The 17400-nt window shown below is 71.2% G+C and carries 21 protein-coding genes; 15 read left to right on the forward strand and 6 right to left on the reverse strand.

The features are described 5' to 3' along the window. Window positions 1-46: 46 nt before the first annotated feature. From AWC19_RS19190 to eccE, 7 genes are read left to right on the forward strand one after another with little or no spacing between them, the layout of a single operon-like run. On the forward strand, window positions 47-487 hold the full coding sequence (locus AWC19_RS19190; protein ID WP_425436900.1) for a PPW family C-terminal domain-containing PPE protein: 441 nt from the start codon (window positions 47-49) through the stop codon (window positions 485-487). A 30-nt stretch (window positions 488-517) separates the two neighbouring features. Then, complete coding sequence (locus AWC19_RS19195; RefSeq protein WP_085079592.1) at window positions 518-811, forward strand: WXG100 family type VII secretion target; 294 nt, start codon at window positions 518-520, stop codon at window positions 809-811. A 29-nt stretch (window positions 812-840) separates the two neighbouring features. Then, window positions 841-1131 carry a WXG100 family type VII secretion target gene (locus AWC19_RS19200; RefSeq protein WP_085079623.1) on the forward strand — a complete coding sequence of 97 codons (291 nt, stop codon included), beginning with the start codon at window positions 841-843 and terminating at the stop codon, window positions 1129-1131. Between the two features lie 20 nt (window positions 1132-1151). Next, window positions 1152-2006 (forward strand): ESX secretion-associated protein EspG, encoded by an 855-nt coding sequence (locus AWC19_RS19205; protein WP_085079593.1) that lies wholly within the window; start codon window positions 1152-1154, stop codon window positions 2004-2006. Between the two features lie 36 nt (window positions 2007-2042). Beyond that, window positions 2043-3467 carry a type VII secretion integral membrane protein EccD gene (gene eccD, locus AWC19_RS19210; RefSeq protein WP_085079594.1) on the forward strand — a complete coding sequence of 475 codons (1425 nt, stop codon included), beginning with the start codon at window positions 2043-2045 and terminating at the stop codon, window positions 3465-3467. Continuing rightward, window positions 3464-4873, forward strand: coding sequence for a type VII secretion-associated serine protease mycosin (mycP, locus tag AWC19_RS19215; protein ID WP_085079595.1), 1410 nt, complete (start codon window positions 3464-3466; stop codon window positions 4871-4873). The genes eccD and mycP overlap by 4 nt, the downstream gene beginning before the upstream one ends. Beyond that, window positions 4873-5865: a type VII secretion protein EccE gene (eccE, locus tag AWC19_RS19220; protein ID WP_085079596.1), complete on the forward strand. Its 993-nt coding sequence runs from the start codon at window positions 4873-4875 to the stop codon at window positions 5863-5865. The genes mycP and eccE overlap by 1 nt, the downstream gene beginning before the upstream one ends. Here eccE and AWC19_RS19225 read toward each other — a convergent pair. After that, window positions 5855-7045, reverse strand: coding sequence for an alpha/beta hydrolase family protein (locus AWC19_RS19225; RefSeq protein WP_085079597.1), 1191 nt, complete (start codon window positions 7043-7045; stop codon window positions 5855-5857). The two genes, eccE and AWC19_RS19225, sit on opposite strands and share 11 nt — an antisense overlap. Before the next feature lie 100 nt (window positions 7046-7145). Between AWC19_RS19225 and AWC19_RS19230 the strand changes: the two genes are divergently transcribed. Beyond that, a complete protein-coding gene (locus AWC19_RS19230; protein ID WP_085079598.1) occupies window positions 7146-7925 on the forward strand; it encodes a trans-aconitate 2-methyltransferase in 780 nt (259 codons plus the stop codon). Here AWC19_RS19230 and AWC19_RS19235 read toward each other — a convergent pair whose 3' ends face one another. Further along, on the reverse strand, window positions 7926-9299 hold the full coding sequence (locus AWC19_RS19235) for a sulfatase family protein (protein WP_085079599.1): 1374 nt from the start codon (window positions 9297-9299) through the stop codon (window positions 7926-7928). It lies immediately after the preceding gene. Window positions 9300-9351: 52 nt separating this feature from the next. Beyond that, window positions 9352-10008 (reverse strand): 5,6-dimethylbenzimidazole synthase, encoded by a 657-nt coding sequence (bluB, locus tag AWC19_RS19240; RefSeq protein WP_085079600.1) that lies wholly within the window; start codon window positions 10006-10008, stop codon window positions 9352-9354. An 80-nt stretch (window positions 10009-10088) separates the two neighbouring features. Here bluB and AWC19_RS19245 point away from each other — a divergent pair, with 80 nt between their 5' ends. Then, the gene (locus AWC19_RS19245; RefSeq protein WP_085079601.1) at window positions 10089-10361 is read left to right on the forward strand and encodes a hypothetical protein; all 273 of its coding nucleotides are present in this window, start codon (window positions 10089-10091) and stop codon (window positions 10359-10361) included. On the opposite strand, the gene AWC19_RS19250 is transcribed toward AWC19_RS19245, so the two are convergent. Then, window positions 10345-10827: a hypothetical protein gene (locus AWC19_RS19250; RefSeq protein WP_085079602.1), complete on the reverse strand. Its 483-nt coding sequence runs from the start codon at window positions 10825-10827 to the stop codon at window positions 10345-10347. The two genes, AWC19_RS19245 and AWC19_RS19250, sit on opposite strands and share 17 nt — an antisense overlap. Window positions 10828-10876: 49 nt before the next feature. Between AWC19_RS19250 and AWC19_RS19255 the strand changes: the two genes are divergently transcribed. Next, window positions 10877-11530, forward strand: coding sequence for a phosphatase PAP2 family protein (locus AWC19_RS19255; RefSeq protein WP_085079603.1), 654 nt, complete (start codon window positions 10877-10879; stop codon window positions 11528-11530). A 45-nt stretch (window positions 11531-11575) separates the two neighbouring features. Next, window positions 11576-12229 carry a L,D-transpeptidase family protein gene (locus AWC19_RS19260; RefSeq protein WP_085079604.1) on the forward strand — a complete coding sequence of 218 codons (654 nt, stop codon included), beginning with the start codon at window positions 11576-11578 and terminating at the stop codon, window positions 12227-12229. Here AWC19_RS19260 and AWC19_RS19265 read toward each other — a convergent pair. Both AWC19_RS19265 and AWC19_RS19270 read right to left on the reverse strand, forming a co-directional pair. Then, window positions 12222-12707: a nuclear transport factor 2 family protein gene (locus AWC19_RS19265; RefSeq protein WP_085079605.1), complete on the reverse strand. Its 486-nt coding sequence runs from the start codon at window positions 12705-12707 to the stop codon at window positions 12222-12224. The genes AWC19_RS19260 and AWC19_RS19265 overlap by 8 nt on opposite strands. A 4-nt stretch (window positions 12708-12711) precedes the next feature. Beyond that, window positions 12712-13302, reverse strand: coding sequence for a TetR/AcrR family transcriptional regulator (locus AWC19_RS19270; RefSeq protein ID WP_085079606.1), 591 nt, complete (start codon window positions 13300-13302; stop codon window positions 12712-12714). Between the two features lie 38 nt (window positions 13303-13340). On the opposite strand from AWC19_RS19270, the gene AWC19_RS19275 reads away from it, so the two are divergent. From AWC19_RS19275 to AWC19_RS19290, 4 genes are all read left to right on the forward strand, one after another. Next, on the forward strand, window positions 13341-14561 hold the full coding sequence (locus AWC19_RS19275) for a hypothetical protein (RefSeq protein WP_372508541.1): 1221 nt from the start codon (window positions 13341-13343) through the stop codon (window positions 14559-14561). 165 nt (window positions 14562-14726) lie between these two features. After that, window positions 14727-16634, forward strand: coding sequence for an Hsp70 family protein (locus tag AWC19_RS19280; RefSeq protein WP_085079608.1), 1908 nt, complete (start codon window positions 14727-14729; stop codon window positions 16632-16634). A 42-nt stretch (window positions 16635-16676) separates the two neighbouring features. Then, complete coding sequence (locus tag AWC19_RS19285; RefSeq protein ID WP_372508623.1) at window positions 16677-16898, forward strand: DUF7159 family protein; 222 nt, start codon at window positions 16677-16679, stop codon at window positions 16896-16898. 109 nt (window positions 16899-17007) lie between these two features. After that, window positions 17008-17394 carry a hypothetical protein gene (locus AWC19_RS19290; RefSeq protein WP_085079610.1) on the forward strand — a complete coding sequence of 129 codons (387 nt, stop codon included), beginning with the start codon at window positions 17008-17010 and terminating at the stop codon, window positions 17392-17394. The last annotated feature ends 6 nt before the right edge of the window (window positions 17395-17400 follow it).

Here is a 17400-nt window from a genome sequence, read left to right on the forward strand (position 1 = left end):
AACGTAGGCCAAGGTCCCGGCGCCGGGCCCCGGGACCTTGGCCTACGTGGTGGCGTTCGGCGCCGGCCCGGACGCGGAGGCCGGTCCGACGGTGGGCGGGCGGGGCGGCGCCAAGGCGCCCGCGGCGACCGTCCCGGCGGCGGCCGCGGCGGCGCCGAGCCGGGCCGAGGCGCGCGCGCGGCGCCGCCGCCGGGCCACGATGCGCGAATACGGCGACGAATTTGCGGACATGGACTCCGATTTCGGCGTCACACCCGACTACGACGACCCCGAGCGGCTGGTCGCGGCGACCGCCTCGGGAAACGGCGCCGGAACGCTGGGGTTCGCCGGGACCGCGCACAAGGACACCGTCGCGGCGGCGGCCGGGTTGACCAAGCTGGCCGGCGACGAGTTCGGCGGCGGGCCGCGGGTGCCGATGGTGCCGGGCACTTGGGAGCACGAGTCGCAGGGAGGGGGAGACGACGGTTCGTCACATGGCAGTCGGTAACCGGAATTTCAAGAAAGGAAACCAAACACCATGAGTATGTTGGATGCTCACATCCCTCAGCTGGTCGCCGCGCAGTCGGCGTTCAGTGCCAAGGCGGCGCTGATGCGCAGCACGATCAGCCAGGCCGAACAGGAAGCGGTGTCCGCGCAGGCGTTTCACGTCGGGGAGGCCTCGGCGGCGTTCCAGGCCGCGCACGCCCGGTTCGTGGAGGTCGCGGCCCGGATCAACACCCTGCTGGACATCGCCCAGGCCAACCTCGGGGAAGCCGCGGGCACCTACGTGGCCACCGACGCCGCGGCCGCGTCCGGTTACACCGCCTTCTAACCCGACCCACCACCGCGAAAGGACTTGTGATGTCACAGATCATGTACAACTACCCGGCGATGCTAGGCCACGCGGGCGACATGGCGGGCTACGCCGGCACCCTGCAGGGACTGGGCGCCGACATCGCCAGCGAGCAGGCCGCGTTGTCCAACGCCTGGCAGGGCGACACCGGGATGACCTATCAGGTGTGGCAGGCGCAGTGGAACCAGGCGATGGAGTCGCTGGTGCAGGCCTACCAGTCGATGGCCAACACCCACGAATCCAACACGCTGGCCATGCTCGCCCGCGACACCGCCGAGGCCGCCAAGTGGGGCGGTTAACCGGCGCCTCGACGACGTAAATGGACGCAGCGCCCAACGCCGTCGAGCTGACGGTCGACCACGCGTGGTTCATCGCCGAAACCATTGGGGCCGGGACGTTCCCGTGGGTCCTAGCGATCACCCCGCCGTACCGTGATGCCTCCCAGCGGGACGCGTTCCTACAGCGTCAGCGGGACGAGCTGACCCGGATGGGCCTGGTGTCACCCGGCGGGGCGATCAACCCGGCGGTCGCCGAGTGGATCAGGCTGGTGTGTTTCCCCGACCGGTGGCTCGACCTGCGCTACGTGGGGCCTGCCAACACCGGCGAGCTGCTGCGCGGCCACGTCGCGCAGCGCCGGGGAACCGGCAAGACGGTGGTCGCCCTGCGCAGCGCGCAGCTGGTCACGTTCACCGCGATGGACATCGACGGCCCGCGCGGGCTGGTCCCCGTCCTCGGTGTCGGGCTGGCCCAGCGGCCGCCGGCGCGGTTCGACGAGTTCAGCATGCCGACGCGGGTCGGGGCTCGCGCCGACGAGCGGTTGCGGGCCGGCGCGCCGCTGTCGGAAGTGGTTGAGTACCTGGGCATCCCGGCATCGGCGCGGCCGGTGGTGGAGTCGGTGTTTTCCGGCCCGCGCAGCTACGTCGAGGTCGTCGCCGGCTGCCGCCGCGACGGGCAGCACTGCACCACCGAGGTGGGGATGAGCATCGTCGACACCACCGCGGGCCGGGTGTTGGTCAGCCCGACCCGCGCCTTCGACGGCGAGTGGGTGTCGACCTTCGCCCCCGGCACCCCCTTCGCGATCGCCGTCGCGATCGAACAGCTGACCGCCCTGCTGCCCGACGGCGAGTGGTTCGAAGGCCAGCGGCTGTCCCGAGACTTTTCCGCCCAGCATTAGACCGATCCCCGAGACAGAGAAGGAAGAAACATGTCAATGACGTCCGGCGCCGTGATGCCGATCGTCCGTGTCGCCATCCTCACGGACACCCGGCTGACGGAGATGGCGTTGCCGGCCGAGTTGCCGCTGCGCGAAATCGTGCCGGCGGTAAAGCGGTTGGCGGCCCCCGCGACCTCGAACGGCGACGGTCAGGACCCGGTGGACGCCCTCGCGGGGTCCCAGCTGAGCCTGGCACCCATCGGGGGGGCGCCGTTCAGCCTGGACGCCAGCCTGGACACCGTCGGGGTGGTCGACGGTGACCTGCTGGCCCTGCAGCCGGTGCCCGCCGGCCCGGCCGCCCCCGGCATCGTCGAGGACATCGCCGACGCCGCCATGATCTTCTCGACCTCACGGTTGCGGCCCTGGGGCGCGGCGCACATTCAGCGCGGCGCGGTGGGCGCGGCCGTCGCCGTCGCCTTCCTCGTCACCGGCCTGGGGGCCACCTACCGCGCGGTGACCGGAGCGCTGTCCGGGCTGATCGCGGTAGGCGTGATCGCCGCGCTCACCGCGCTGGCCGGCCTGCTTTTCGCCGGGCGCCCGGCGCGTGCCGGCAAGGCGCTGGCCGTCGCGGCGCTGGTGCCCATCGCCGCCGCCCTCGCCCTGGCGGTGCCCGGCCGGTTCGGGCCGGCGCAGCTGATGCTGGCCGCGGCCGGCGTCGCCGCGTGGTCGCTCATCGTCCTGCTCATCCCGGGCCCCGAACGGGAGCGGGTCGTCGGGTTCTTCACCGCCACCGCGGTGGCGGGAATCGCGGTCGCGCTGGCCGCCGGTGCCGAATTGCTTTGGCAGCCAAAGGTGTTGACCATCGGCTGTGGGCTCATCGTGGCGGCCCTGCTGATCACCGTCGAGGCCGCGCAATTGTCGGCGCTGTGGGCGCGCTTCCCGCTGCCCGTCATCCCCGCGCCCGGCGACCCCACCCCCTCGGCGCCGCCGCTGGGCGTGCTCGAGGACCTGCCGCGGCGGGTCCGCATCGGCGACGCCCACCAGAACGGCTTCGTCGCCGCCGCCGTGTTGCTCAGCGTTCTGGGGTCGGTGGCGATCGCGCCGCGCCCCGAGTCGTTGAGCGGCTTCGGCTGGTATGTCGTGGGGGCGACCGCCGCGACGTCCGTGCTGCGCGCCCGGGTGTGGGATTCGGCCGCCTGCAAGGCCTGGCTGCTCGCGCAGCCGTACCTGGCCGCCGGCGCCCTGCTGGTGCTCTACACGGCGACCGGGCGCTACGGCGCGGCCCTGGGCGCGGCGGTGCTGCTCGTCGCGCTGGCCGCGGTGTGGCTGGTGGTGGCGCTAAACCCGCGGATCGCCTCGCCGGAAAGCTATTCGTTGCCGCTGCGCCGGCTGTTGGGCTTCGTGGCGGCCGGCCTCGACGCCTCGCTGATCCCGGTCATGGCGTACCTGGTCGGCCTGTTCGCCTGGGTGCTCAATCGATGAGGTCCGGACCCCAAGCCGGATTAGCTTGCGCCACGGCGGTTTTCGCCGCCGCGGTGTGGGCCTGCCCGCCGGCGCTGGCGATCAGCCCGCCGACGGTCGATCCGGGCGTGCCGCCGCCCAGCGGAACCCCCGGGCCGGGTCAGCCGATGGAGCAACGCGGCCCGTGCAGCACGTCGGGCGTCATCCCCGGCAGCGACCCCGGCGTGGCGACACAAGGCCAGGCGATGCTGAACCTCCCCGCCGCGTGGCGGTTTTCGCGTGGCGAGGGCCAACTGGTGGCGGTCATCGACACCGGCGTGCGGCCCGGCCCCCGGCTGCCCAACGTCGATCCCGGCGGCGACTTCGTCGAGACGACCGACGGGCTGACCGACTGCGACGGGCACGGCACCCTGGTCGCCGGCCTCATCGCCGGCCAGCCCGGCGACGACGGCTTCTCGGGGGTGGCGCCCGCCGCCCGCGTGGTGTCGATCCGGGCGACGTCGGCGAAGTTCTCCCCTCGAACGCCAAGCGAGCCGCCGGGCGGCGACCCGCTGCTGGCCCGGGCGTCCCTCGACGTCGCGACGCTGGCGCGGGCCGTCGTGCGCGCCGCCGACCTCGGCGCCCGGGTCATCAACATCTCGGCGATCACCTGCCTGCCCGCCGACCGGACCGTCGACCAGGCCGCGCTCGGCGCGGCGATCCGGTATGCGGCGGTCGACAAGGACGCGGTGATCGTGGCCGCCGCGGGCAACAACGGGCCGACCGGATCGGTGGCCGGCGGCACGTCGTGTGACTCCAACCCGCTGACCGACCTCAGCCGCCCGGACGACCCGCGCGACTGGGCCGGCGTCAAGTCGGTGTCGATCCCGTCGTGGTGGCAGCCCTACGTGCTGTCGGCGGCCTCCCTCAACCCCGAGGGGCAGCCGTCGAAATTCACCATGGCCGGCCCCTGGGTGGGCATCGCGGCGCCCGGCGAGAACATCGTGTCGATCAGCAACCGCGACGGCGGCGGCCTGGCCAACGGCCTGCCCGACGATCATCAACGGCTGGTGGAGCTCAGCGGCACCAGCTATGCGGCCGGCTACGTGTCCGGCGTCGCGGCGCTGGTCCGCAGCAGGTACCCGCAGCTGACCGCGACGCAGGCGGTGCGGCGCATCACCGCGACCGCGCACAACGGCGCCCGGGACCCGTCCAACGTCGTGGGCGCGGGCACCGTGGACCCGGTGGCGGCGTTGACGTGGGAGCTGCCCGCCGGCCAACCCGGCGCCCCGGCCGCGAAGCCGGTCGCCGTGCCGCCGGCACCGGCGCCCAAGGACACCAGACCGCGGACGATCGCGTTCGCCGGAACCGCCGCGCTGGCGCTGGTGGTCGCGGCCGCGGCCGCCGTCGCGACCATCGCCGCGCGCCGAAAGAAGGAGACCCCCTGATGCGCTGGCTTCGCTCGATACCGACACCCGGCCCCGGCCGGATCACGCTGGCGCTGCTCGCCGTGGTGCCCGCCGTGATGGCCTACCCGTGGCGGTCGGCGCGCGACCACTGGCTGCTCGGCGTCGCCGCGGCCGTCGTCGTCCTGCTGTTCGGCTGGTGGCGCGGCTTGCACGTCACCACGGTCCTGGGCCGCCGGCTGGCGATCGTGCGCCGACGCGGTGGCTTCGCCCCCGAAACCCGCTCGGCCACAAGGGTTACCGCGCTGGTGCGGGTGGGACCGCCCGCCGGCGACTCCGACGTGCTTCCGCTGCCCCTGATCGCCGGGTACCTGGACCGCTACGGCATTCGCGCCGACAAGATCCGGATCACCAGCCGCGACAACGCGTCCAACCCCACACGGCGCGAGACCTGGATCGGGATCACGGTGTCGGCGACCGACAACCTGACGGCGCTGCAGGCCCGCTCGCCGCGGATCCCGCTGCACGAGACGGCCCAGGTCGCGGCGCGCCGGCTGGCCGACCACCTGCGCGAGATCGGCTGGGACGCCGGCACGGTGGCGCCCGACGAGGTGCCGCGGCTGGTGGCGCCGAACGCCCGCGAGACCTGGCGCGGCGTGCAGCGGGGCGCGTCGGATTACGTTGCCGCATACCGGGTCGCGGTCGACGACGGCCTGGCCGAGACGTTCGACGCGATCCGCTCGCACCCGGCGCGCGAGACCTGCACCGCGCTCGAGATCGCCGGGGACGCAGCCCATCCCACCGTCGCCGCCGCGTGCGCGTTTTTGACCGACACGCCCCCCGCCGCGTCGGCGCCGCTGGAGGGGCTGACCCCGCAGCGGGGCAATCACCTGCCCGCGCTGATGGCCCTGGACCTGTCGTCGCCGCGGCGCCTCGACGGACACGTCGCCGCGCCGGCAGGGCTGCTGGCGCGGCTGGTGTGGCCCGCCCCGGCGCCCGGCGCCCACCGGGCGGCCGAAACCGCTAGAACATGACGCCGCGCAGAAACTGCGTCATCCGGCGCAGATAGTCCAGCTGGCTCACGTGCAGCACGTGGCTGCCGGGGAACCAGTGCAGCGCGCAGCGATCCCAATGCTCCCAGAGCATTACGGCCTGACCGGGCGGCGCCATCCGATCGCCAAGGCCGGTGATGATCATCCGCCGTTGCTTGGGCACCTGCGGCCGGTAGGTCAGCGGGCAGTGATAGGCGAGCCCGGCGGCCAGCTCGTCGCGGCCGATGTTCGACAGCCGCAGGCCCAGCCCCATCAGCTTGTTGGCGGGGAACCACTCGTCGAACATCGTGCCCGGGGTCACCACGGGGCAGTTGGGGATGACCGCCTCGAGCCGGTCCTCCACGCAGGCCACCAGCGCCGAGGTATAGCCGCCCAGTGAGATGCCGGTCAGCGCGATCCGCTCGACGCCGGTGTGGCGCAAATAGCCGACGATGGACCGGAAGTCGTGCACGGCCTGCGCCATCGCCTCGGCGAAACCGCTGAGCCCGCTGGCGAAGTAGCCGAAACCGCTGAAGGGAGAGAGCTTTTCGGCGCGCGGGCCGTGGAAGGGCAGCGTGTACATCAGCACGTCGTAGCCCGACCGGTAGTACCAGGGCAGCGTGAAGAACCGCCCGTTGGCCAAATACGACGACCCCATGAAGCCGTGGATGACGCACAGCGTGGGATGCGGTCCGTCGCCGTGGCGCCAATGCTGCGCGTGCACAACGTTGTTGGCCCGCAACGCGTTCCATCGCCGGCGCATCGCCGGGTTGATCGGCCGGAAGGTGCTGGGGAACGAGATGTTGTCGACGGTGCCGTGGGCGAGCCGCTCCGCGAACCGATTGGCCGGCCGCGACGAGACCCGGGGCAACTCGGTGGGCGCCGGAAACGACTTGTCGGGATCCCGCTGGGCGCCCAGCTCGGCGTAGAACGACAGCTTGTCGCGGTCGCTGCCGAAGCGCACCGAGGCGGCGATGACGGCCGGCGTCACGGTGCCCGACAGCACCGACGCGACGGCGGTGCGCAACGCCAGGTCCGAGACCGAGGCCGCGTCCAGGACCAGTCGCTGGCGCGGTGACAGCGCCCAGCGCGGCGGCAGCCCGTCGGCGCCGGCGGGCACGTCGGCCCCGGGAACATCCGGAAGGGGAATCGGGGGATCGGCCGACTCCGGAGCGGGCGTCACAGCCCCGATGCTAAACCCCACTCGGTCGCCCCCGGGGCGGCATGCGGTAATACGGTTGATCTATCGCCCGACTCGTGATGGTGTGCTCAGGAGGACCGACATGTGGGATCCCGACGTCTACCTCGCCTTCGCCGACCATCGCAGCCGACCCTTCTACGACCTGCTGTCGCGCGTCGGCGCCAACCGCGCGCGCCGGGTGGTCGACCTCGGCTGCGGGCCGGGGCACCTGACGCAGTACCTGGGCAAGCGCTGGCCCGACGCGGTGATCGAGGCGATGGACAGCTCACCGGAGATGGTCGCCGCGGCCAAGGAACGCGGGATCGACGCCGTCATCGGCGACCTGCGCGACTGGAAGCCCAAACCCGACACCGACGTGGTGATCTGCAACGCCGCCCTGCACTGGGTGCCCGAGCACGCCGACCTGTTGGTCCGCTGGGCCGGCGAACTGTCGCCCGGATCGTGGATCGGCGTGCAGATCCCCGGCAACTTCGAAACGCCCTCGCACGCCACGGTGCGGGCGCTGGCCCGCCGCGAGCCCTACGCAAAGGTCATGCGCGACATACCATTTCGCGTGGGCGCGGTGGTCCAGCCGCCGCTGCAGTACGCCAATCTGCTGCTCGACGCCGGGTGCAAGGTCGACGTCTGGGAGACCACCTACCTGCACCAGCTGACCGGTGAGCACCCGGTGCTGGAATGGATCACCGGCACCGCGCTGGTCCCGGTGCGCGAGCGGCTCGACGACGCCGGTTGGGAACAGTTCCGCCGGGAGCTCATCCCGCTGCTCGACGACGCGTATCCGCCCCGGGCCGACGGGACGACGATCTTTCCGTTCCGGCGGGTGTTCATCGTCGCCCAGGTCGGTGGCCAGCGCCCGAGCTGATCACTCCTCGACGCCGCGGTCGGCGGCGATCGCCGAGCGGCTGGTCGGCTTGCGGTGGTGAACCCGCAGATACGTCTCGGTGTAGCGCTGCGCGATGCGCGAACCGGCGAACTCCGACGGAATGACGTCGCCGGTGCGTTGACGCCAGTCATGAAGGCGCACAGCGAGATCGGCCGCGATCGCGTCGGCGTCCGGGTCGTCGCCCGCCAGCAGGTTGACGGTCTCGGCGGGGTCGCTGCGCAGATCGTAGAGTTCGCGCTCCGCTCGCGGGCCCGCCACCAGCGGTGCCACCGCCTGGCCGGACGGGCTTTCCTGGATGTCCCACGGCAAATCGAGCAGCGGCCGCGGTACGTAGTTTTCGATGTAGCTGTAGTCCTTGGTGCGGATCGCGCGGATCGGGTCGAACGAGTCGTGGTAGGTCTTGGTGGTGTAGACGTGCTCGCGGGCGGGCTCCGACTGGTTCTCGGGCGCCAGCAGCGCATCGGCGTGGGAGACACCGTCGACGTCGCCGGGCACGCGCACACCCAGCAGCCCGAGCAGCGTCGGCACCAGGTCCACGCCGCTGAACAGTTCGTCGTAAACGCGCGGCGCCATGGCCCGGTCGGTGGGGGGGCGCACGATCACCGCGATGCCCGTTCCGGCGTCGTAGAGCGTGGATTTCGCCCGCGGAAACGCCGGGCCGTGATCGGTGAAGAACACCACCCAGGTGTCGGCGTCCAGCCCCGTGTCGGCCAGCACGTCCAGCAGCCGGCCCACGGCGGCGTCGGCCGTGGCGATCGCCCCGTAGAAGCCGGCGAGATCGCCGCGCACCTCGGCGGTGTCGGGCAGCCAGCCGGGAACGTCGACGGCCGCGCTGTCGGCGGGTTCGTAACGGTCCCGCGGGTAGGGCCGGTGCGTTTCGAAGAATCCCGCGGTGAGCAGAAACGGCCGGCCCCCGCGGTTCTCGGCGCTGTGCCGCAGCCACTCGGATGCCTTGGCCACCACGTACTCGCAGTACGAGTTCGACACGTCGAACTCGTCGAATCCGAGCCGCTTCGGATAGGAGGTCTCGTGCTGCATGCCGAAAAGGGCCGAATACCAACCGGATTCGGACAGGATCTGGGGCAGGGTGCGCACCCCGCTGCGGTATTCCCAGCCGTGGTGGGCCAGACCCACCAGCCCGTTGGTCTGCGGGTAACGGCCGGTGAAAAGCGAACCGCGCGACGGCGAGCACAGCGGCGCCGTGGCATGCGCCCGGGTGAACAGGATGCCTTCGGCGGCAAGCCGGTCCAGTCGCGGGCTGGCCACGTCGGCATGACCATAGGCGCCGAGCTGCCGCCCCAGGTCGTGCCAGTGCACGAGCAGGACGTTCTCTTTGACTCCCGTTGCCGTCATAGGGTCACCTCGACCGGCGACGATACCGTAGGGCCCCCGCGGTCTTCGGCCGTTATGCTCGGCGCGATTCCCACCCGTTCTCGGAGACGAACTCCGGCAGCGGGCGCGGGCAGGCCCACCCGTCGAGCTCCAGCGCCGGCCGGTCCGGGAACTCGGGCACCGGGCCCAAACACAGGATGGCCACCGGCTCGGCGTCGGCGGGCATGCCCAACAGCGCGGCCAACCGGTGCGGGTCGAACAGGGAGACCCACCCCATGCCCAGGCCTTCGGAGCGGGCCGCCAGCCACAAATTCTGGATCGCGCACGACACCGACGCGAGGTCCATCTGCGGCAGCGTGCGCCGCCCGAACACGTGCCGCTGGCGGTCGTCGCGCAGCGCGACCACGAACAGCTCTGCGCACTCGAGGATGCCCTCGACCTTGAGCGCCAAAAACTCCTCGGCGCGCTCGCCGAGGGCCGCGGCGGTCAGGGGGCGCTCCTCCTCGACGAGCGCGTGGATGCGCCTGCGCAGCGCGTCGTCGGTGATCCGGATGAAGCGCCACGGCTGCATCAGGCCCACGCTGGGCGCGGCGTGCGCGGCAGCCAACAGCCGCGCCAGCACGTCCTCGCCCACCACGCCGCCCGCCACGAACCGCCGCATGTCACGCCGCTCGGCGATCACCCGATAGACGGCCCGCCGCTCCTGGGGGCTGAACGCCTGAAGAGTCACAGGGCCATCGTAGGAAGGGCAGGAAACTGCGCGTTAGCGTGAACGTGTCGCGTGCTCAGGCCCGGCGAAGGGAGTGTTCGGTGAAGGTTTCCGACGTGCTCGACCAGTCGCCCACCGACGGCGGGTACGGCGAGCCCTACCAGACCGCCGACGGCGCCACGGTGATCCCGGTCGCCAAACCGCCCGGCGTGTTCGTCGTGCACGGGGGCGAAGCCAAGTGGGTGCCCGCCGTCGACAACAACCGGATCGCGCTGATCGGCGTGATCACCGGCCTGCTGGCGGCGGTGCTCGGCGGCCTGGCCGTGCTGCGGCGGCCGCCCTGGCCGCAGATCACGATCACGGAGAATAGGTGACGCCGACCGCGCGGAAGACGTACTCGGGCGGCATGGCGAAGGCCAGCGATCGCCGCGGCAGGCCCGTCAGCACGTCGGGCGGGATCGCCGCCTTGTAGTGCAGCGACAAATCGCCGCTGAACTTCGCGTCCACCCCGGCGAGGTCGACCTTGACCAGCAACCCTGTCGACGAGATCTCCACCCGCGCCGCGCCCGTCTGCGGCGCGTCCCAGCGCACGTCCACGGTGGGGCCGGCCAGCTTGGGCAGCATGGACAGCGTCGCCAGCACCCGCTCGGCGGTGAACACCAGCGAACCCGAGTAGCTGGCGACGCTGTGCGGCGCGCGCACGCCGGGGATGACGCCGCTGAACCGGCGGGTCACCGCGACGTAGTCGGCGAGGTAGAGCAGGCCCTCGGCCTCGGCCCGCGCGTGCAGGTCGTCGGGCAGCTTGCCGATGCCGAACAACCTCCGGACAAAGACCGCCATACCCGCCAGTATGACCGCGGGCCGCCTCGGTGCTGGTACCAGTTGAATCATGAGCCGCCCCCGGCGCATCGTCGCCTGTTCGTCGGCGGCCGCCGCCGTCATCGTCTACGCGGTCATGTGGGTGGGCTGCCGCCAGGAGTGGAGCTGGCTGCACCGATTCGATTGGTGGTTGCTGGACGCCGCGCGGGGCGACGCGCTCAGGCACCCGGTGTGGGTGCGTTTCTGGGACGGGGCGTCGTTCGCGCTAGGACCGGTTCCGTTGCGGGTGCTGGGCACCGCCGCCGCCGTGGCGGCGGTAGCGCGGCGCCGGGTGCGGGCGGCGCTGATGCTGCTGGCGTGTGCGCCGCTGAGCGGCCTGGTGACGGCGGCGGCCAAGGGCCTGGCCGACCGCCCGCGGCCGTCGACCATGCTGGTGGCGGCCCCCTCGACGTCGTTTCCGTCGGGGCACGCGCTCGAGGCGACGGCCGCGTTGTGCGCGCTGCTGACCGTGCTGCTGCCGGCGACGAGCCGGGCGATGGCCCGCGCCGCGATCGCGCTGACGGCGCTGTGCCTGCTGGCGGTCGGGATCGCCAGGGTCGCGTTGAACGTGCACTACCCGTCGGACGTGCTGGCCGGCTGGTCGCTGGGATACCTCTACTTCCTGTTGTGCCTCTTGGTGTTTCGGCCCCCGTCGATCACGGCGCAGTTACCCGATCGGGTCTAAAGCTTTACTTGACCCTTAGGTCGGCGGCGCCCGACGATTGAAGCCATGCGCCGACTGCTGGTTTCGCTGTGCGCTGCGGCCTTTCTGATCGTGGCGTGCCTCGCCTCGGCACCGGTGAGCGGCGCGGCCACGCCCTGGTTCGCCAACTCCGTCGGCAATGCGACACAGGTGGTTTCGGTGGTCAGCACCGGCGGGTCGAACGCGAGGATGGACATCTACCAACGCACCGCGTCCGGCTGGCAGGCGCTGGTGACCGGCATTCCGGCGCACGTCGGCTCGGCCGGCATGGCGCCGCAGGCCCGCAGCGGCGTGCCCGCCACCCCGATGGGGGTGTACACCCTCGACTCCGCATTCGGCACGGCGCCGAATCCCGGTGGCGGACTGCCGTATACGCAAGTCGGGCCCAACCACTGGTGGAGCGGCGACGACCACAGCCCGACGTTCAACACCATGCAGGTCTGTCAGAAGGCCCAGTGCCCGTTCAACACCGCCGAGAGCGAGAACCTGCAGATCCCGCAGTACAAGCACGCGGTGGTGATGGGCGTCAACAAGAACAAGGTTCCGGGCGGGGGCGCAGCGTTCTTCTTCCACACCACCGACGGGAAGCCCACCGAAGGCTGCGTGGCCATCGACGACGCCACGCTGGTGCAGATCATCCGCTGGTTGCGCCCCGGCGCGGTGATCGCGATTACTAAGTAGCCAGCGCCCGGCCGGGCTTGAGCTTAAAGTTCATGCCTTCCAACGACATCGTGGCGTCGTAGGTCCGGTCGTAGCCGGTGCCGCTGATCTTCCAGCCGGCGTCGGTGCGCCGGTAGGTGTCGCGGTAGAAGGCCGCGCCGATCAGCATGAAGTTCAGGTCGGCGACGATGACGCGGTCCTGCAAATACCAACTGCCCGTTGCGGTATCGCCGTCGACGACGATGTCGGGATGGGTCACCCGGTGCTCGGTGATGACGTTGGCGGGCAGCGAGGTGCGCATGTACTCGACCAAATCGTCGCGGTTGGTGAAGTGCAACTCGTTGCCGATCGACGGGCCGTAGTCGGCCTTGATGTCCGCGGCGAGCGTGTCGGCGAAATCGTCCCAGTGCTTGGTGTCCAGCGCGCGCAGGTAGCGGTACTTCACCTGCTTGATCGCTTCGATGTCGGCTGCTGCGGAGGGAGGGTATTGAGGGGCCATCCCGTCATTGCAGCACACGCGTGACCATGTCGATCAGGGCGCGTCGTTCCAGGCTCCAGTCGACGGCGGTGCCGGTGACCATCTGCGCGAGCACCACCCCCCGCAGCGTCGCCCAGATGACCTCGGCCACACCGGCGTTGGCCGGGTCGTCGGTGATCAGCCGGCCGAGCTGGCCAATCGCCGAGTTCATTTCGAGCAGGTGACGCCGCGAGGACTCGCCTCGGCCGCCGCGGGTGGCGCGCAGGATCTCGAACGCGGCCATCGACGTCGGGCTGCTGTAGCAGCTCCACGCGGTGTCGACCACGACCTCGATGCGTTCGCGCAGCGGCAGCTCGCTGACGTCGGCGGAGGACAGGCTGTCGATCAGCCGGGCCACGCCGTCGTCGACGACCGCCATCAGCATGCCGTTGCGGTCGCCGAAGTGGTACTGGATGACGCCCCACGTCACGCCGGCGCGCTCGGCCACGTGCTTGGCGGTCGCGGCGGCGAACCCCTCCTCCACGATGCAGCGGACCGTCTCGTCGATGATCCTGCTGCGGGTGTCATCGCCGCGTTTGCGTGGCGCGGTGGTGCGCCGGGTGGGGGCCACGGACATTGTTGACTTTATAACATAGAGCCATCTATTTTTGGGCGGTGAGCCGATACGCGCGGTTGTCCCGCCGGGAGCTCGCCGCCCTGGTGCCCGAGCTGCTGTTGATCGGGCACATGATTGACCGCTCCGGCATGGCCTGGTGCATCCAGGAATTCGGCCGCGACGAGATGGTGCAGATCGCCATCGAGGAATGGGCGGGCGCCAGCCCGATCTACACCAAGCGCATGCAGCGGGCGCTGGGCTACGAGGGCGACGACGTGCCCACCATCTTCAAAGGGCTGCAGCTCGACATCGGCGCCCCGCCGCAATTCATGGATTTCCGCTACACCATCCACGACCGCTGGCACGGCGAGTTCCACCTCGACCACTGCGGCGCGCTGCTCGACGTGGAGCCGATGGGCGACGAGTACGTCTTCGGGATGTGCCACACCATCGAGGACCCGACGTTCGACGCCACCGCCGTGGCCACCAACCCGCGCGCGCAGATGCGCCCCATCCACCGCCCGCCGCGGGTGCCGTCGGACCGGCATCCGCACTGCGCGTGGACCGTCACCATCGACGAGTCCCACCCCGAGGCCACGGGCATCCCGGCGCTCGACATCGTCCGTCAAACCCGCGCCGCCGCCTGGGAATTGGATCCGATCGACCGGTCAGATGAGGGCCTGGCCGACTACTCGGGCCCGTTGCTGTCGGACCTGGACTTCGGCGCGTTCTCGCGCTCGGCGCTGGCGCGCATGGCGGACGAGGTCTGCCTGCAGATGCACCTGCTGTATCTGTCGTTCGCGATCGCGGTCCGCAAGCGCGCGGCCGACGACGCCCAGGCGGCCTCGGTGGGCACCCGCGGCCTGATCGGCCTGGCCGGGCTGGGCGCCGAGCGGATCCACCGCGCGCTGGGATCGCCCGCCGGGATCGACGGGGCGGCAACGGTGCTCGAGTTGCATCCGCTGCTCAACCCCGACGGCTACGTGGTGGCCGACATCGCCGCGAACCGGCTGAGCGTGCACCCCTCGCCGGCCCATGACGACGGCGCCTGGATATCGCTGTGCTCACCGGGATCGGTGCGGCCGCTGCAGGCGATCGCCACCGCCGTGAATCCGCGCCTCGAGGTTCGAGTTAGCGGGACGGACACCGACTGGACGGCGGACCTGGTCGAAACCGACAGCCCCGCAGCCGAACTGCCAGAGGTATCGGTGGCCAAGGTCAGCGGCGGGTCGACATTTAAGTTCTCACCGAGGCGTTCGCTGCCGCTGACCGTCGTGTAGCCCGGTGGCGCCCGACCCGTTTTGTCAATGGGTTCCCGGTCCCGATTCGGTGACACAATCGCATCGACGGGATACCAATGGCATTGCAAGCCATCGGCTTTCCGCGTGTCCGCGACTATGGTTAACGCTGGCCACCGCCCTTATGCAGACGAAAGTTCTCGCTCTATGTACGACCCACTGGGGTTGTCGATCGGGACCACGAACCTGGTCGCTGCACGCAACGGAAGTCCGCCGGTTTCCCGGCGCGCCGTGCTGACCCTGTATCCGCATTGCGCGCCGAAAATCGGTCTGGCGGAAGAAGATCCGTTGGGCGGCGAACCCGGCACGCTGATGCGCGGGTTCGTCGAGCGCATCGGCGACTCGGTGGCGCTGGTATCGCCCGACGGGTCCGCGCACGACCCGGACCTGCTGATGGTCGAGGCGCTGGATGCGATCGTCCGGACCGCCGGCGCCGACGTGGCCTCGTCGGACATCTCCATTGCGGTGCCCGCCTACTGGAAGCCGGGCACGGTGCAGGCGCTGCGCGACGGCCTGCGAACGCATTTGGGCTTCGTCCGCAGCGGCATGGCGCCGCGCCTGGTCTCCGACGCGATCGCCGCGCTCACCGCGGCCAACGCGGAGCTGTGCCTGGCCGCGACCGGCGTGGTGGGCCTGCTCGACTTCGGTGGCACCGGCACGTCCGCCACCCTGGTGAGCCTCGCCGGTGACTTCGAACTCGTCAGCCCCACAATGCGTTACGCGGCCTTCTCCGGCGACGAAATCGACCAGGCGTTGTTGCTCAAGGTCTTCGAGGAGCTCGGGCACGGCAGCGGGCTGGACCCGGCCAGCACGGCGGCGGTCGGCCAGCTGGGTCTGCTGCGCGAGCAGTGCCGCGAGGCCAAGGAGCGGTTGTCCACCGAGGCGGTGGTCGAATTCACCGCCGAGCTCGGCGGGCGGCGATGCACGATGAAGCTCACCCGGGACGAGCTCGGCGACCTCATTCACGACCGGCTCTCCGGATTCATCTACGCGCTCGACGACATGCTGGCCCGCCACAAGAGGCGCTGGGCGGACCTGTCGGCCGTGGTCACCGTCGGCGGGGGAGCCAGCATTCCGCTTGTCACCGAACGCCTTTCGGTCTATTCGCGCAGGCCGGTGGTGAGCCCGTCGCAGCCGGCGTCCGCGGCCGCCACCGGCGCCCTGCTGCTGGCCGCCCGCGGCGAAGAGCTGGATCTTCGGACGCGCACGTCCATCGGCCTGCAAACGGCCGCCGCCGGTGAAATCGTCGAACTGCCCGCCGGCGACGTGCTGGTGATCGACGACGAGGCGTTGACGGATCGCGAATTGGCTTGGTCGCAAACCGAATACCCCGGCGACGTGCGGCTGCCGTACAGCCCGGCCGCCTTCGACGAGGACGGTCCGTCCGGCTGGTCGATGCGCCTGAACGTGATCGACCCGCCGCCGGTGCGGACCTGGCGACGCCTCCGGTTGTCCCAGCTGGTGATCGGCATCTGCGCGGTGGTGGCCATGACGTCGATCGGCGGCGTGGCCTACACGCTGTCGGGCATCGAAAACCACCAGGCCCCGCCGGTGCCGACCGTGGTGCCCGTGCCGGTGCCGCCGGTCAGCTCGCTGCTGCCCACCGCGGTGCCTCCGCCGCCGCCGTCGCCGCTGCCGCCGCCGCCCAGCCCCGCGCCGGTGCCCAGCGCCGCTCCGCCGCCGCCCGCGCCGCCGTCTCCTCCGCCGCCACCGCCGCCGCCGGTGGTCGTCACCACGGCGCCGCCGGTCGTCACCACCCGGCACCCGGTGCCGCCGCCGACGACGCAGGCGACCCAGCCGCCCACCACGACGGCGATCACGACGACCCCGCCCGCCCCTTCGACCACGCCTTTTACGACGACCCCGCCACCGCCCACCACCACGACCACAGTGCCGATGACAACGGAGTGGATCCACGTGCCGCTGCTGCCGGTGCCGATACCGGTTCCGGTCCCGCAGAGCCAGGCCCCTGCGGCGCCCCAGGTGCCGCAGTACCCGCAGTACCCGCAGTATCCGGGGAACTCGCAGAACCCCTTCCTGGGGCCCGGTTACTAGTTCCGCCGGCGCCTGCGCGTCCGCCCGGACATGAGTAATTTGGTGTCACCCAGTCGGGCGGGGTTCGACATCGTGCTCGGGGTGTCGATGGCCCCGACGACCGTCCGCATGGTGCTCATTGAGGGCCAGAACGCGGACGGCGTCACGGTAGAGCAGGACGAATTCGAGGTGGCCGCCGGCCACGGCGCGGCGGCTTCCAGCGGGCCCGACCAGGTGGTGGCCGCGATCGTGGGCACCCGGGAGGGCGCGGCCGAGGGCGGCTAGCAGCTGACGGCGACGGGGGTGACCTGGACGGACGCCGCGGGCGTCCGTGGCGAACGCTGCCGACTGAGCGCACACTGAGCAGTAGCGCTGCGAATGCGAGGAGGCCTGCGTGGGCGAGTACGGTGCGTTCGGATTCGATCCCGAAGAATTCGACCGCGTGATCAGGGAAGGCAGCGAGGGGCTGCGTGAGGTGTTCGAGCGGATCGGCAAATTCGTCACCGCCCCCGTGCCGGGGACAACGTGGTCCGCGTTCTTCGAGGACCTCTCGCGGCGGTCGCGCCGCGCGCCGGAGACCGCCGGCGAGGCCGGGGACGGGGTGTGGGCCATCTACACCGTCGACGCCGACGGCGGCGCCCACGTCGAACAGGTCTACGCGACCGAGCTTGACGCGCTGCGCGCCAACAAGAACAACGTCGATCCCAAGCGCAAGGTGCGGTTCCTGCCCTACGGCATTGCGGTGAGCGTCCTCGACGACGATTCGGAAGAGCCGACGTAGCCCGCG

This window comes from Mycobacterium palustre, assembly GCF_002101785.1.
GTDB classification, from domain to species: domain Bacteria; phylum Actinomycetota; class Actinomycetes; order Mycobacteriales; family Mycobacteriaceae; genus Mycobacterium; species Mycobacterium palustre.